6 protein-coding genes are annotated in these 17619 nt (G+C 37.2%); all 6 read right to left on the bottom strand.

The window, feature by feature from the left end; translation table 11 throughout:
* Window positions 1-58: 58 nt before the first annotated feature.
* Complete coding sequence (locus RMY27_RS01990) at window positions 59-1435, bottom strand: cytochrome P450 (RefSeq protein WP_322660003.1); 1377 nt, start codon at window positions 1433-1435, stop codon at window positions 59-61.
* On the bottom strand, window positions 1435-5547 hold the full coding sequence (locus RMY27_RS01985) for an amino acid adenylation domain-containing protein (RefSeq protein ID WP_322660001.1): 4113 nt from the start codon (window positions 5545-5547) through the stop codon (window positions 1435-1437). Before RMY27_RS01985 ends, RMY27_RS01990 begins: the two co-directional genes overlap by 1 nt.
* Window positions 5548-5689: 142 nt before the next feature.
* Window positions 5690-6445 carry a class I SAM-dependent methyltransferase gene (locus RMY27_RS01980; RefSeq protein WP_322659999.1) on the bottom strand — a complete coding sequence of 252 codons (756 nt, stop codon included), beginning with the start codon at window positions 6443-6445 and terminating at the stop codon, window positions 5690-5692.
* A gap of 52 nt (window positions 6446-6497) precedes the next feature.
* Window positions 6498-11147 carry a polyketide synthase gene (locus tag RMY27_RS01975; RefSeq protein ID WP_322659997.1) on the bottom strand — a complete coding sequence of 1550 codons (4650 nt, stop codon included), beginning with the start codon at window positions 11145-11147 and terminating at the stop codon, window positions 6498-6500.
* A gap of 33 nt (window positions 11148-11180) precedes the next feature.
* Window positions 11181-15878 (bottom strand): type I polyketide synthase, encoded by a 4698-nt coding sequence (locus RMY27_RS01970; RefSeq protein ID WP_322659995.1) that lies wholly within the window; start codon window positions 15876-15878, stop codon window positions 11181-11183.
* Window positions 15879-15938: 60 nt separating this feature from the next.
* Entirely contained in the window at window positions 15939-17600 is a 1662-nt protein-coding gene (panP, locus tag RMY27_RS01965) for a pyridoxal-dependent aspartate 1-decarboxylase PanP (RefSeq protein WP_322659993.1), read from the bottom strand.
* Window positions 17601-17619 lie beyond the last annotated feature (19 nt).

Raw genomic sequence — 17619 nt, 5'->3', positions numbered from 1 at the left:
TCCTCGATAATGAAATATATTTTTTTAGCTTGAAAAAAATGGGTTATAAATCTGATGGCTAAAACGAGCCAGAAACAAGTGGTTGTAGGTGTTCTTTATTTTGACGCAGACCATGCACGACCATTTTCACGCCGCTAGCCGGGTAACAAATCAAACCTCCAAATTTGGGGCGTTCTGGACGCTGACTGAGTAGCTCTAACTCGTAACGTGAAAGAATGGTTGCTAATATCAATTTCATTTCAAATAGGGCAAAAGTTCCGCCAATACACACACGAGAACCACCACCAAATGGCAGAAATTCGTAGGGAGAATATTGTTTTTCTAAAAAGCGCTCTGGCTGAAATTCTTTTGGTTGTGAATATAAATCTTCACGCTGATGTGTCGAATAAATATTAGCAAGCAGTATTGTTCCGGGGTTCAACTCGTAGCCCATCACCTTGACTGGAGACTCTACCAATCTAGGAAAGGCAAATAACTGAGTTGGGTAAATTCGCAAAGCTTCATTACAAACAGCACTTAAGTATGGTAAGGCAAAAATGCTCATGGGATCTGGGTTTTCACCAAGACTGTCGAGTTCTGATAGTAGGCGCGATTGCACAGCAGGTAAACGATGAATCCAATACAAAGACCAAGCGATCGCAGTTCCGGAAGCATCACCTGCTGCAAATATGGGGGATAATAACAGATCGCGTACTTCTTCATTGCTTAATGGTTGACCTGTTTCATCTTCAGCAAAAATCAGATCGTTAATCATATCAGCGCGTGAAAAATCTGCTTGCTTACGACGTTCTTCAACCTCAGTCAATAGCAATTCAAAAAGCTCTTGTCGAAGGTAGAGGAGATATCCTTGTGGACTCCATCGACCTAAATCTCTTTCTCCAAAAATATTGCTCAGAATCTTATCTATTGGTGATTGTCCATATCTCATAATAGAAATAAACAAATGCTTGATTTTCTCAGAAAGTTTTCCTTCAGTTAAACCCATTACAACTTCTATACCTACTCGTAAGGTAATATCTTCAATTGTTGGGTATGCAACAAAAGCCTTTCCAAATGTTTGTTTACTGATAATTTTTTCTGTGAGTTCGCAGATACGTCGCCCACAGGCTTGCATCCTCGCTCCATGAAAGGTTTGCATTAACAATTTGCGTCGATTTTTGTGAATTAAACCATCAAGTTGGAGAACTCCTTGATTTCCTGTCATCAAGGCAAAACCCAAGTTCAATTCGCCCCTAGCTGTAATTTCCTTAGTATTTGTGAAAATTTCCTTTATTCCTAAAGGATTACTGACATATATTGTTGGTGTAGAACCAAACATTAAAGTAACTATATCACCATAATGTTTGGAAATAGCATCCATATAGCCAAAGGGATTAGTATTGAATTGCAGAGCTATTAACCAAGAAGGAGTTTTCGGTCCTGGAGGTAGTTTCATCAGCTTCTTTTATTTGCATTATTTAGAACACATACAGCATTATCGATACAATTTCTGAGATATTTAGCTAATTCTTGAATATGAGGTTCAACGAAAATTGAGAAATGATCACCAGGAACTTCAATAACTTGAATAGGTTGACTAGAACATTTACCCCAACCTAATAAGGGGTCATTACTATACCATTCTGGATTGTCAAAGTCATGAATTATTTCCTCCTTAGCTCGAAATAAAGTTATGGAATGAGGATAAACTTGAGGCTTATAATTCCGCATAGCTTTAACATGCGCTTTAAAAAGTTTGTAATAACGGAGGAAATCTTCAATTTCTACATCACTAAATATGAAGTTGCTCTTTTCATTAATTAAACTAAGTTGCTCAGTTAATGGCAAATCTTCAAGTTCTTCAAAAGGTACTGAAAAATCTATATTATTATGAGTTTTTATTGATTCAGCTATGCGAAGTAAAAATTTTGCATCATCATCGTCTGTAGACTCAATAGGTGTTTCTGATAATATGGCATCGATAACAACCAATAAACCTACTGTTTGTCCCTGTTTTTGTAATTGTTGCGCTATTTCAAAGGCTAGTACACCGCCGTAACAATGACCACCTAAAAGATAAGGGCCATTTGGCTGTATTTTACGGATTTCTAGCAGGTAGCGAGCTGCTGTTTCTTCTACGGAAATGACTTCTGGTTTTTCTTTTTCTAGAGTATCTTCCAAAGCATAAAGTGGATAATCTTCACCAAGCCTTTTGGATAAATTAAAGTATGGGCCAATATTTCCACCAGCACCATGTATACAGAAGAAAGGGATTTTGTCACCATCAGAGTTAATTGCTACTAGATGAGAATTAGAACTCTGACGGAATGGCTGACTAATAATAGTGGCTAGTTTTTCAATTGTGGGATTTTCAAAAAGAGTAGATAGGGCAAGATTATGTCCAAATTTGTCTTGAATCTGAGCCATCAAGCGGACAGCTAAAAATGAATGACCACCCAAGTCAAAAAAGTTGTCTATCACCCCGATAGGGCTAGTATTGAGAAGGTTTTCCCAAAGCTTTACTAAAATTAATTCCGTAAAATTTCTGGGATTAACAAATGATTTATTTGTATTGCATTGTGTAATTTCATAATTTTGTAGCGCAAGTTTGTCCACTTTGCCATTAGGTGTAAGTGCAAGTGTATCCAGTACAACAAAAGTAGACGGTAGCATATAGTTAGGCAACTTTTGCTGCAATTCTGGCAACAATTGTGTAGCTATATCCTGTTTATCTGTCACCAGATATGCAATCAAACGCTGATCTTGTTGAGCATCGTTCTTGGCAAGCACAACCGCTTGTTGTACGTCTGGATGTTGTGCAATAACAGTCGCAACTTCACCTAATTCTACTCGAAAGCCTCTGATTTTTACTTGTTCATCATCTCGACCCAAATATTCAAGATTACCATCTTTGATATATCGGACTAAGTCGCCAGTTTTGTAAAGTTTATTTCCTGGAATAAAGGGGTTATTAATAAATCTTTCTTCAGTTAATTCTGAATGATGTAAATAACCGTTTGCCAATCCGTCACCACCAATATAAAGTTCACCAACAACTCCTATCGGTGTTGGTTGTAAATCACGATTCAGTACATAAACCTGGGTATTGTCAATCGGACGACCAATGGGTACACTATTTGCTTGGTCTTGCAATAAACTAGTGTCGTAGTAAGTGGCGTTGGCGGAAACTTCTGATGAGCCGTAAAGATTGATGAGTTTCGCAAATGGTATCAATTCTTGGAAAGTTTTAACTAACTTAACAGAAAGTGCTTCTCCGCTACTTACCCAAAGTTTTAGCTGTGATAACTTCTTGGCTAGATGGCTATAATTATTAAGAAGTAAGCGTAGGAATGAAGGTACAAGTATGATTCGAGTAACTTTGTGATGCGCCAGAGTTTCTATAAATAATTGTGCGTCTAGTACAGTTGCATTGCTAATAATTACTGTAGGAATCCCTTGAAGTAAAGGAGCAAAAATTTCCCATACAGAATCTACAAAACTAATGGCTGTTTTCTGACAACAAACTTCTCCTTCGGTAAAAGGATAGGTTTTCCATAACCAGTGTAAGCCGTTGACAGTACCGCGATGAGTGCCAAGAACACCTTTAGGTATTCCAGTTGAACCAGAAGTGTAGATAATATAGGCGAGATTATCAGATGGAGAGATGTCAATAGGATTTTCCAAACTTTCTTGAGCAATTTCGTCTTTGTAAATATCTAAACAAACGATTTTACTCGAAGACAATGATAGTTTTTCTAATATCTCTTGGTTACTAATTAACAGTGATGCTTGAGAATCAGAGAGCATAAAATTTAGACGCTCTACTGGATAACTTGGATCAAGAGGAATATATGCACCGCCAGTTTTCAGAATAGCTATAATTCCTACTACCATATCTATGGAGCGTTCTAGACATAGAGCAACCAGAGTGTGTTTTTTTACACCCTGTTTTTGTAAATAATGTACAAGTTGATTAACTCTATGGTTAAGTTGACGATAAGTTAATTCCTCGGACTCGCTAATTAGTGCTAAAGAGTCAGGTGTGAGTTCAACTTGCTGCTCAAATAATTGATGCAGAGATGCATCTTGGGGATAATTTACACGAGTTTGATTAAATTTAAATAATAGTTGCTCTTGCTCAGAAGCAGTTAGTACGGACAATTCTTTGAGACGTTGCTCTGGATTTGCAACGATATTTTCTAACAAAGTCTCAAAGTTGTTAATAAATTGGGTAATTGTTGTTGAATCAAAAATATCCGTATTGTACTCCAAACATCCTGTTAATCCCTCTTCGGATTCAGACATAGATAGAAAAATATCTAGTTGAGCAGTACCACTCTCAAAGTCTAAAGTACGCAAAGTTAATCCAGACACTTGTTCCACAGACGTTGGAGTATTTTGTAGAACAAACATAACCTCATAAAGTGGATTTCGACTTAAGTCGCGCTCAGGTTGTAATTCTTCTACAAGCATCTCAAAAGGCAAATCCTGATGTGCATAAGCATTGAGAGTTACCTCACGCACTCGATGTAAAAATTCGCGATAACTTGGATTACCACTGAGATTATTACGTAACACCAAAGTATTAACAAATAAACCTAACATTCCTTCTAATTCTGCACGGTTGCGGTTGGCAATTGGAGAACCAATTAAGATGTCTTCTTGCTCTGTGTAACGATATAATAATATGTTAAATGCTGCCAGCAAACTCATAAATAAAGTGGTGTCTGCTTGCTGACTTAATTGTCTGAGTGCATTAATTAAAACCGGGGATAATGTAAAGTATTTTTTAGCACCAGTAAAAGTAGTAACGTTAGGTCGCGGACGGTCTGTGGGTAATTGGAGTACAGATAACTCACCCTTGAGTTGTTGTTTCCAATAATTTAATTGGGTTGCGAGGAATTCACCTTGGATGCGATCGCGCTGCCAAATGGTAAAATCTGCATACTGAATGGGAAGCTCTGGTAAGGGAGAAGGCTCATTTGTAGAGAAAGCAGCGTACAGTGTTGACAACTCCCGCAGGAACACACCACAAGACCATCCATCCGTGATAATGTGGTGCATGGTAACAAGCAAAACGTGTTCCTCTTCACTCAAGCGTACTAAAGTTGCTCTGACTAAAAGTCCCTTTGCTAAATTAAAGGGTTTTGTTCCTTCTTCTACTGCAAGTTGTTTAACCTCTGATTCCCAATCTTTACCAGACAAATGCTCAAAATTAATAATGGATAAATCCCAATTTAATTGGCGTGCAATCTCCTGTACTGGCTCCCCATTTACAAGTATAAAATTTGTGCGCAAAACTTCGTGACGGTTGAGGATCTCATTCAAACTTTGTTGAAGGACTGTAATATTTAGCTGTCCTTCGATATGAAAAACAATAGGAATATTATAAAAAGAACTCCCGTGATAAAGTTGGTCAATAAACCATAATCTTTGTTGGGAGAAAGATAAAGGAATAGTTTTAGAGACTAGACTTTTGGGAATAGTATCGGCTTGAAACTTTCCTCCTTTCCATTTTTCTAGAAGGGCTTTTTTTGCTGGTGATAAATTAGAGTATTTTTGATTCATGCTTTGCACCTATATCCATCCTAACTTAAAGCTTTAGTATTAGATTGTGTATGGACTATATAACAGTCTAATTCATAACAATCTAATTTTAGATATGTGTAACTTTATTATTTTTTTGAAGGTATATATTTCATCTTGCACTTTATATTCCTTTCTTTCGACAAACAAAGCAAGCCATGCTATTATCGTCAGAACCAAAATCTTTGAGTTTGTAATAACTAATATCTTTAAAACCGACTTTTTCTAGGCTCAATTGCACATCTGCTAAAAAGAAATCTTTTCTGAACCAAGTAGTATCTGAACGTTGCCAAATGTTTTCTATTAACTCAAATCCAGTAACCTGAATTTCCCAAATCCTTTCTTCTGGTTTATAGTAGAAAATTTCAATCAGTGCACATTCGTGATTAACATTAACATGGTCAAAAATTGGTGGGGCAATTTCATGGAACCAATCTGTTATTGGTATAGTAAATACAAATAATCCCTCATCTCGTAGTGCTGCATACACGTTTCGAAAAACAGATGTTAATTCTTCAACGTTTAAAATAAATAGTAGAACAATATACGATAAAACGGCATCAAAAGTAGGTGGTAGTTCAAATTGACGTATATCATTAAGGATAAATTTACTCTTAGGTGCGTTTATTCTGGCATAACGCAACAGTTCTTTGGAAGCATCAAGTCCAGTCATTTGATACCCTTTGAGATGAAGCTGTTGTACTAATTTTCCTGAACCACAACCAAGGTCGAGAATATTTGCTTCCTTAGGAATATGTTGTAGCATTAAGTTTTCTAAAATAGGTATTACACCTGCTACTATTTCTTCATCTGTACTCTTTAATTCGTTCTGCATCCGAGCAACAGCTTCATAATCTGGAATAGGATTGAGTAGAGACATAAACTATTTTTCCTGTTTGCAAATAAAAGTGGGAAATTGAATAATTGAAGAATTATTGTGGAAGATTAGCTAAAAAAGATTCTACCTCTTTGTCAGATAACTCCTCAATTTTTTCCAATAGAAGTTGCTCAATCATTTCTGCTTGCTTAACTGGTATCATTGCTTCCAACAAAAGGTTGCGTAGTGGTAAATCTACAGGAAACTTTGCTCGCAATCGAGAAACTAGTTGAGTTGCAATGATAGAGTCTCCTCCTAACTCATAAAAGTTGTCGTAAATACCAACTTCTGCAATTCCGAGTACCTCTTGCCATATTTGGGTGACTTGTTTTTCCAACTCATTTATCGGAGCAATATAGGGATTACTAAGATTAGGCCTAGAGTAGTGTGAGGATAAATCTACTTGAGAAGAAGATTTTGAATCTTCTAGAGAGTCGAGATTAAATGTGCGCTCCCACCTAGCTTTTATATCTATCGTAGAAACAACAACCTGAGTTCCTTTATCTAGAGATAATATTCGTTGAAATACTTCGAAAATTTCTGTTGGAGTAATGGCTAATTCTACCCCAAATGCTTGTTCAAGAGTTTTTTTATCTTGATCTGTACTGATTTGTATTTTATCCCAATTTACAGCGTACCACGGCAAATAATAATTTCGGTTATGCCGATTACTAAAAGCATCTATGAAATGATTAGCTGCTGAATATAAACCTAACCCAAATCCTCCTAAAATAGAAGATAAAGAAGAGAATACAACACAGAAATCTAATTTTTTATTATTTAAGACATCTTCTAATACACTAATTTTGCGATATTGAGAGTCAAAGAAATTTCCTAATTCTATCTTACCAATTTCTGCAATTGGACTAAATATATTTTCACGCTTTATTCCAGTCGAATAAATAACCCCATGAATTTGACCAATATTCTCAGGGCTAAGGCTCTGATACATTTGTTCATAGTTGGTTGTATCTGCACCCAAGACCAAAATTTCTGCACCCAACTCAGCCAATGCTTGTATTTTTTGGATTTTGCAGCTCACTTCATCTTCTGGCGTGTGAGTTTCCAGCCATCGTAAATATTCATCTTTTTGTGGAAAAGCAGAATCCTCGATAAATATGAGTTTGGCTTGTAGAGATTTTGCTAAATATTCTGCAAGTACAACTTCAATAGTTTCTAACCCACCAGGAAAAAGGTAAACACCCTGTTTCCTCAACGGTATTTTTTCTTCAGCTACTGACTTTAAGCAAACTGGCTCAAAAGTTTGTACCCAACGGTAGGAACCACGATAAGCAACCACTAAATCTGAGGATACAGTTGTTAATTCACTTAAAAGTTGATCAATAATGTTTTTATAATTTTCTTCTTCTCCATCCTGTTGGTTTTTGAAGGCAATATCAATACACTTACAGATAATATTAGGATATTCTTGAGGAATAACTTTGCATAAACCTAATATTGTTGCCTTTTCTGGATCTATTTTTTCATTGCCATTGACTTCTTGAATGTTATTTGATATGACATAAAGTTGTAACCGATTCTCCGTAAGGGTACTGCGCTCGGCGCGATCACTAATTTTGAGCTTACTAATGCTCTGCGTTAAAAACAGCAAACTGTTGAATCCTAAATATTTTCTAGATTGAAAATTTTCTAGTTTATCGATGCTCCATAAATAAGCAATATTCTGGGGAATTTTACCGAACAAAATGATTTTTTGAAACAAAGTATCATAGTCTTCGCATATATAGGGATTAATTGTATAAACCTGATCGCTTACTTTACTAAACTTTTCTCCTTGCTTAATCGTAATGACATTTTTACCTTGATTTATCAACGCCTTAATTAATTGTTCACTAACTCCTAAGTCATCAACAAAAAATAGCCACTCGTCTTGTCTATATTCTGTTTGATAAAAAGATGAATTAGGCAGTAAAGAGCGTTTCCATGAAGGAACATAAAACCAGTCGGCTATATCTTGTTTATTATCTAATTTTACTGGCTTACTATTTAAAGAAGGCGATGGCGATTTAGCATCAATCCAGTATCTTTGTCGTTCAAAAGGATAAGTAGGCAAAGGCAGACGATGACGCTGCTCGTGGGTATAAAATCCCGACCAATCTATTTCTACACCAGCCAGCCATAACCGACCTAATGTATGTAATAAAAAGTTAACATCAGATTGTTGGTCTTGAATATGGCGTAATGAAGTAAATACTTGTTGTTGACTATTTTTAATTAAATGCTGTGTTGTTAATGTGCTTAATGTTCGCCCTGGTCCCACTTCTAGAAAAACACCTTCAAACTGCTTTAACAGTAGAGATATCCCATCTGAAAACCTCACAGTTTGCCGCAAATGTTGACACCAATAATCGGGATTTGTGGCTTGTGCATCTGCAATCCAAGTACCAGTAACATTAGAAATAAACCGAATCCGTGGTGGATTCAGTTTGACTTTTTTGACAGCCTCAATAAATGCTTTTAGTATTGGTTCCATCATTTGTGAATGAAAGGCATGAGATGTATGTAACAGCCGACATTCAACTTGTTGAGAGGATAATTGATCTTTGAGTGTACTAACTGCCTCGTTTGTTCCAGATACTACACACGAAGATGGGCTGTTAATTGCTGCGATTTCTAGAGAGTTTTTATCCAACGTCTGTGCAGAGAGTAGCGATCGCACATCTTTTTCTGGAAGCCTAATTGCCAGCATACTTCCTTTGGGTACTTGTTGCATTAACTCTCCCCTTTTTGCCACAAGCAATAGGGCATCCTCTAGGGAAAATACACCTGCGATCGCCCCGGCAACATATTCCCCGATGCTATGACCAATCATCGCTTCTGGTTTTACTCCCCATGACATTAATAACTGAGCCAGGGCGTACTCTGTAACAAATAACGCGCTTTGGGTAAGGGCTGTTTGTTGTAGTTGCTTTGAAGCAGTCTCTGTGTCTTGTTCCTTGGGATACAGTAGAGAGCGAATATCAACACCGAGGTGGCGTTGCAAAATTAGAGCGCAACTATCTACGTGTTTTTTAAACGTCGGTTCTACTTCATATAGTTCCCGACCCATGTTTGCATATTGTGACCCTTGTCCTGAAAACATGAAGATAACTGGCTGTTCTCTATGCTCTTGATATGCACTAAAAACCCGTTGTTGGTCTTGTATTTCCAGAGCAATTACAGCGTCTTTAATGTTCTGGCACACCAAGATTTTGCGATGGTTAAAAGCTCTACGACCCACTTGTAAAGTATGAGCCACATTAGCTAGATTTATATCTGGATATTGTTTTAAATAGTCAACCAGATTTATAGCCGCAGTTTCAACCGCAGAAGTAGTTTTAGCTGATAATAAGAGTAGCTGCCAAGGTCTAGAGTCATCAAAATATTTAATTTCAGGAGCTTCTTCCAGAATTATATGGGCATTAGTTCCACCAAAACCTAAGGAACTAATTCCTGCTCGGCGGGGAGTATTATTAGCTTTCCACTCAGTAAGTCTAGTATTGACGTAGAAGGGACTATTTGCAAAATCAATCTCAGGATTGGGAGCTTCAAAATTTAAGCTAGGAGGTATTTGTTTATATTTCAATGCTAAAACAGTTTTGATCAGACTTGCTATACCAGATGCTATATCTAGATGTCCGATATTTGGTTTTACTGAACCGATAGCACAAAAGCCATTTCTTTGTGTAAAAGCACGAAAAGCTTTAGTGAGCGCTGCAATTTCCACTGGATCTCCAGTAGCAGTTCCAGTTCCATGAGTTTCTATATAAGAAATATCATCAGCATTAATTCCAGCATTTGCCAAAGCCTCTACAACAACTTCAGCCTGGCCATTTACACTAGGTGCTGTATAGCTAACTTTTAAGGAACCATCATTGTTGATTGCTGAACCTTTAATAACTGCATGAATATAATCTTTATCTGCAATAGCATCTTTTAATCTTTTTAAGACAACTATTCCAAGTCCGCTGCCGAAAATAGTACCCTGTGCTTTAGCATCGAAAGCACGACAGTGACCATCAGGAGACAAAATTCCGTCCTTTTCATAGAAATAACCTGACTTTTGTGGGACTGTAACTGTAACCCCGCCAGCTAAAGCGATATCACACTCTTCATCAAGTAGACTTTTGCAGGCTAAGTGTACAGCAACTAATGAAGTAGAGCAGTAAGTTTGGATACCGACACTTGGACCTTTTAAATTTAATTTATACGAAATATTTGTAGTCAAGAAATCTTTATTAAGAGTATATTTATTGGAAACATCTATTAAGTTAATATTTTTATATATATTGTTAAAAAAGTAAGTATTTGTGCCAATACCAGCATAAACCCCAATCAAACCATTATATGTTTCTGGATCGTATCCAGCGTTTTCCAGAGATGACCAAGCACATTCCATGAATAGGCGATGTTGGGGATCTACAACTTCAGCTTCTCTAGGACTGTAACCAAAGAACCTAGCATCAAACAACTCAATATCTTCTAGTATAGGTGCTGCTTTTACATACTGAGGGTCGTTTAAAACCGCCTCTTCAATATTTATATCTAGTAAATCATTATTGGATAATAATGAAATAGACTCAACTCCATTTTGAAGATTATGCCAAAATTCATCGATATTTTTTGCACCCGGAAAGCGACCAGATATTCCTACTATTGCTATATCTAAATTTGCTATTTTTTTAAGTTTTGTGTTGGTATCCATAATTTTATAAATCCGATGAATTAGTTTTAGGTTTTAGCTATTCTGTATTTTATTCTGCCTTCTTCTTTCTCCTCGGCTTAACCTTTGTTCAAAAATATTTTCCGAAGATTTATCAGGAGTTAATATTTTTGCCATAGAGCCGATATTTGGGCATTCATAAAGTTTGGCAATAGAAATATTTAGATTAAATACCTTATTGAAGGTTGCAATAAGTTGAATACCTATAAGAGAATCACCACCAATTTCAAAGAAATTATCATATATCCCTATTTTTTCAATTCCCAGGATTCGTTGCCAGATATCGGCAAGCTGTTCTTCTATTTCATTTCGAGGAGCAACGTAATCATTACTCAATTGCGGCCGAGGATATTTTAAGTTGGATAGATTTGCCGTTTCTAAAAAATCTATAACTTGTGTTTCATTATAAGAATTATGCTGTTTGAGAGAATGCAATAAATCAGAATTAGATACTACAACTTGAGGCATTGTACTTCCTAAAATCCGGAGAAAAGCATCAACACCTTCATTCGGCAATATACCTTTTTGAAGATTTTCAGTTCGCAATTCTTGGAGTTGTTGAGGCAATTGTGTATTTACCGCCATGCCAACTTCTTGCCAAGCATCCCAGTTAATACTTGTAGTAAATCTACCTTTTTTTAAAGCATTAGAGTGAGCAAAAGCATCAAGAAAAGCATTTGCACCACAATAATCTACCTGTCCAAATCCTCCTAAAATTGAATTCATTGATGATGCCAACACAAAGAAATCTAACTGAATATCTTTAACAATTGCATCAATAACTAGTGTTCCCTTGACCTTAGGAGACAGAATACTTTCTGCTTCTTGTTGAGTTTTTCGCTGAATTACACCGCCTCCAGGAACACCCGCAGCATGGATGACACCGTTTAATTGACCAAATTGCTGTTGAGCCTGAGCAACAGCACTCCGCATTTGTTCGATGTTGCTGACATCAGCACTCATCACCAAAATTTCTGCACCCAACTGTTCGAGTTCTTCAACTTTGCGAATCTTGCAGCTAGTACTATCAGCCTCATCATGAGTAGCAAGCCATTTTTCCCACTCATCTTTTTTTGGCAAAGCAGAACGTCCTACTAACAGTAGTTTTGCTTGTACAGTTCGAGCTAAGTATTCTGCTAAAACAAGTCCAATACCTCCAAGTCCACCTGTAATTAAATAGACTCCTTTTTCTCTTAGTCGTCGAGGCTTTTTGATTTTAGCTTGCTCAAAACGCACAGGCTCAAAACTTTGCACCCAACGATTTAAACCTCGATAAGCAATTAACTTTTCGGAATCATCAACCGTTAGTTCTGCTAGTATTTTTTCTAGAAGTTTTTCTTCTTGCCAACTACCGTTGGCGGGAAGGATAACATCAATACTACGGCAATTAATATTTGAATATTCTTGAGAAATAACTTTAACTGCTCCAAGTAAAGTTGCTTTCTCTGGAGAAAGTACTTCTGTTCCAGTTACTGGCTGTAAATTGTTAGAAATAACTGTAATGTTAAAATTATCAGTAGTTTCTTGTCTTCCCAAAGATTGGGCAAGAAATAGGAGACTGTAAAATCCTCTTATTTGAGCTTGTTCAACTTGTTCAATTTCTAATTCTTCTTCACTACTAGGTGTAATACTCAACAGATGAACTATCGTTTTGGGTAACTGGTTTTGGTTGATAATTTCCTCGATGAGGATATCATAATCATGATGATTTTGAGGATTAATCGTATATTCAGACTTACCTAATCTCGTAAATTTCTCACCGAGTTTTACGGTAATTACATCGTGGTTGTTTTTTTCTAGTTCTTTTACCAATTTGATACCTAAGCCACACTCATCAAGAAACACCAAAGCGCTGGATTTAGGAACTGCTAATTCTTGAAATTTTAGTTGTACTGGGGGTAAAGAAGGCTTCCAAAAAGGAATATAAAACCAGTCGCCTATATCAAGTTTTTTAGTCAGTGATACTGGTGTGCGTAGGCGTAGCCCGTCGTAGACATCGCTATCTTGTCCTTGCTTTTTAGCATCAATCCAGTATCTTTGTCGTTCAAAAGGATAAGTAGGCAAAGGCAGACGATGACGCTGCTCGTGGGTATAAAATCCCGACCAATCTATTTCTACACCAGCCAGCCATAACCGACCTAATGTATGTAATAAAAAGTTAACATCAGATTGTTGGTCTTGAATATGGCGTAATGAAGTAAATACTTGTTGTTGACTATTTTTAATTAAATGCTGTGTTGTTAATGTGCTTAATGTTCGCCCTGGTCCCACTTCTAGAAAAACACCTTCAAACTGCTTTAACAGTAGAGATATCCCATCTGAAAACCTCACAGTTTGCCGCAAATGTTGACACCAATAATCGGGATTTGTGGCTTGTGCATCTGCAATCCAAGTACCAGTAACATTAGAAATAAACCGAATCCGTGGTGGATTCAGTTTGACTTTTTTGACAGCCTCAATAAATGCTTTTAGTATTGGTTCCATCATTTGTGAATGAAAGGCATGAGATGTATGTAACAGCCGACATTCAACTTGTTGAGAGGATAATTGATCTTTGAGTGTACTAACTGCCTCGTTTGTTCCAGATACTACACACGAAGATGGGCTGTTAATTGCTGCGATTTCTAGAGAGTTTTTATCCAACGTCTGTGCAGAGAGTAGCGATCGCACATCTTTTTCTGGAAGCCTAATTGCCAGCATACTTCCTTTGGGTACTTGTTGCATTAACTCTCCCCTTTTTGCCACAAGCAATAGGGCATCCTCTAGGGAAAATACACCTGCGATCGCCCCGGCAACATATTCCCCGATGCTATGACCAATCATCGCTTCTGGTTTTACTCCCCATGACATTAATAACTGAGCCAGGGCGTACTCTGTAACAAATAACGCGCTTTGGGTAAGGGCTGTTTGTTGTAGTTGCTTTGAAGCAGTCTCTGTGTCTTGTTCCTTGGGATACAGTAGAGAGCGAATATCAACACCGAGGTGGCGTTGCAAAATTAGAGCGCAACTATCTACGTGTTTTTTAAACGTCGGTTCTACTTCATATAGTTCCCGACCCATGTTTGCATATTGTGACCCTTGTCCTGAAAACATGAAGATAACCGGACAATGGCCTGGCTCATAGTGGTAACTAAAAATGCGTTGTGGGTCTTGTCTGTTAAGCAATTTCACCGCATCATCTAGATCGTGGGAAATCATGATACGGCGATAGTCAAAAGCTCGACGACCTACTTGTAGGGTGTAAGAGACATCTGGTAGGGGAATATCGGGGTTTTGCTCTAAATAATCACGCAGTTGCGCTGTTGCAGTGTCTAAAGCCGTACTGGTTTTGGCTGATAACAGTAACAATTGCCAAGGACGCGAGGGACTCGAAGCCTCAATCGCTGGCGCTTCTTCCAAAATAACATGGGCATTAGTCCCACCGATGCCAAAAGAACTTACACCTGCTCGACGGGGTGTACCGTCGGTTTTCCACTCTGATAAATTGGTGTTGACATAGAAGGGACTATTAGCGAAATCTATTTGTGGATTTGGCTCCTGAAAATGCAAGCTTGGAGGTATTTGTTTATGTTTTAATGCTTGTATAGTTTTAATTAATCCTGCCACACCCGCTGCTGTATTCAGATGCCCAATATTAGTTTTTACTGAACCGATAGCACAAAAGCCTTTTTTATTTGTGCTAGCACGAAAAGCTTGTGTAAGAGCCTTAATTTCAATCGGGTCTCCTAAGACGGTTCCTGTACCGTGCGTTTCTACATAAGTAACAGTCTCAGGTTCGACACCAGCTAGGGCAAGCGCTTCTAAAATTACCTCCCTTTGACCATCAACACTAGGAGCTGTATATCCAACCTTTAAAGAACCATCGTTATTAACAGCTGAACCCTTGATTACTGCATGGATAAAATCACCATCGGCAATAGCATCTTCTAATCTTTTCAAGACTAATACACCTAAACCATTGCCACCATTAGTTCCTTTAGCTTGAGCGTCAAAAGCTCGGCAATGACCGTCAGGAGATTGAATTCCTCCTTGTTGATAGTGATAGCCAGTTTTTTGTGGCACTGCAATAGAAACGCCACCAGCTAAAGCAATATCGCTTTCGCCATTCATTAAACTTTGGCAGGCTAAATGGACAGTCACTAATGATGTGGAGCAAGCAGTCTGTACATTGATACTTGGCCCTTTTAGATTTAACTTGTAAGAAACTTGGGTAGGCAGGAAATCCTTATCATTTCCAATCAAAGTTTGGAAGCTGTCTACTGATTCCATGAACTCTCGGTTGGGATATAAGTTTGAAAGCAGATAGTAACTTGTTGCTACACCAGCGAAAAGACCAATTTTACCACTATAAGTTTCAGAGTTGTAACCAGCATTTTCTAGAGATGACCAAACACATTCCATAAAAAGGCGGTGTTGTGGATCTGTAATTTCAGCTTCTCTGGGAGAAAAGCCAAAAAAGGAAGCATCAAATAAATCTATATCTTCTAATACACCACTTGCTTTCACATAATTGGGATCATTCAGTAATGCTGAATCTATCCCAGCAGATATTAATTCCTCGTCTGTGAAAAAAGAAATTGACTCTACACCATCCCGCAGGTTTTGCCAAAAGCTATCAACTTGATTTGCTCCGGGAAAACGAACTGCCATACCAATAATAGCGATTTCGTCTTTATCATTTAAATTAGGAATAAAATTATTTGCTATATCCATAAGTCAAGCCTTAATGTTCAATATTTTTTGTCTAACTTCAAAGCACTCAAGCAGACTTAGTTAATTATTCATTTTTGCTAAATGTGAAATTGAAATTTCAGAAGCAATCTGAATCTGGTCATTTAAAACTGCATCAATATCTTCTTCAGTAGTTAATGGATTGGCAATGACTGCACGCATGGCAATGACAGGAAATTGTTTATCTAAGATGATGGTTGTTTTTGTTGTTCGTGAAATAAAAGTGCGGCCAATCTGACGCTGCATCTTTTGTAAACATTCATTAAAATTATTAATAATTTGGTTATCTATTTCTGTTAACTGTTTTTTCGCAATTATCTCTCTAAATTGTTCTGGAATATAGCGATAAATTAATAAATTAGTATCAGGATCTGCTAACAGTTCAAATTCGGTCATCACCGAAATCCGAGCAGCCATGTATTGAGTTTTCCGAATTCCTTCATCAATCAAAAACTCATATCCCTTAAGCCCAATTAGCTTTAGAGCAGCGTGTAAAAATAAAGCCATGCCAGGCCGAGAACCTTCCAAAGCACGTTTACCTAAATCAAACGATCCCTTACGCATGGTATAACTAGCATGTTTTTCGATTGAAGAAGCTAGATAAGGATCGCGGAAAAAGACCATACCAATACCCATTGGTAAATACAATTGTTTATGTCCATCAATAGTCACTGAATCAGCTTTTTCAATACCAGCAAGCTTTTGTTGATGTTTTCGGGAAAAGAGAACTGGCCCACCCCAAGCAGCATCTACATGAAAATGTATATTATTCTCTTGGGCTATCTCCGCAATATCTTCTAAGGGATCGACACTACCAGAATCTGTAGTTCCAGCAATACCAACAATAGCTATAATATGTAGGTTTTTCTGGCGACAATCTGCAACGGCTTGGCGTAATGCTTGTATGTTAACTCGATTGTTAGAGTCAACGGCCACTCTAATCAAATTTTGCGTACTAATGCCCATTAAATCAGCAGCTTTATCAAAAGAAAAATGCATCAATTCGGAGCCAATCACAACTGCTCCTTTGTAGCCATAAAAATTTAGAGCTGCTGTTAAACCTTCTTTTTCTACGCCTAAAAACTTATTTTTTGCTCCCAAAGATCTATTTCGGGCACACCACAGTGCTGTGATATTGGCTGTTGTACCACCAGAAGTTAAAATTCCTAATGTACTCTGATTATTTTGAATATGCTGGTTGTAAAAATTCTCAGAAAAACTATAAATTTGTCGATGCATCATTGCTAAAGCTTCACGTTCATAAAAGCTCAAAGCTTTAGCAGTCTCTATTTTGACAGCATTTTGATTCATTGCTGTCATTAGTTTAGCTAGAGGTCGTACAAAAGAAGGAAGCGCCGAGGTCATGTGACCGATAAATTGTGGCGAAGATGTATGTATAGAATGGGAAATAACGTTATCACCTAAGTATTGGAAATAGCTTTCAAAGTCAATAGGTTCTAAAGGTATTTTGCTCTCACTAAAATTCTTAATTATCAAATCAATCTCAATATCAGTATTTGCATTTTTTGTAATTAAAAACTCTTCAGAATAATCATTAACTATCTCATCTATCTGGGTTTCAATAGATTTTTCCAGAGTAGGTACAAACATTTGTTTTATATACTCACCAATTTCAGAATGTAATATTCGCTCAGGTTGAGAAAAATTATTTGTGGATAAAAACTTTTTTTCAATTAATGTCATTTTGTCTCCTTTGGTAAGT

This window comes from Nostoc sp. DedQUE09, from assembly GCF_034530915.1.
Taxonomy (GTDB): Bacteria; Cyanobacteriota; Cyanobacteriia; order Cyanobacteriales; family Nostocaceae; genus Nostoc.
Note: the sequence above shows the minus strand (reverse complement) of the source record. Positions and strands in the feature narration are given on the sequence as shown.

Bases quoted from the DNA above. Each gene is read 5' to 3' on its own strand.
- panP (WP_322659993.1), bottom strand. From the start codon at position 17,600: ATGACATTAATTGAAAAAAAGTTTTTATCCACAAATAATTTTTCTCAA.
- RMY27_RS01990 (WP_322660003.1), bottom strand. From the start codon at position 1,435: ATGAAACTACCTCCAGGACCGAAAACTCCTTCTTGGTTAATAGCTCTG.
- RMY27_RS01975 (WP_322659997.1), bottom strand. From the start codon at position 11,147: ATGGATACCAACACAAAACTTAAAAAAATAGCAAATTTAGATATAGCA.
- RMY27_RS01985 (WP_322660001.1), bottom strand. From the start codon at position 5,547: ATGAATCAAAAATACTCTAATTTATCACCAGCAAAAAAAGCCCTTCTA.
- RMY27_RS01980 (WP_322659999.1), bottom strand. From the start codon at position 6,445: ATGTCTCTACTCAATCCTATTCCAGATTATGAAGCTGTTGCTCGGATG.
- RMY27_RS01970 (WP_322659995.1), bottom strand. From the start codon at position 15,878: ATGGATATAGCAAATAATTTTATTCCTAATTTAAATGATAAAGACGAA.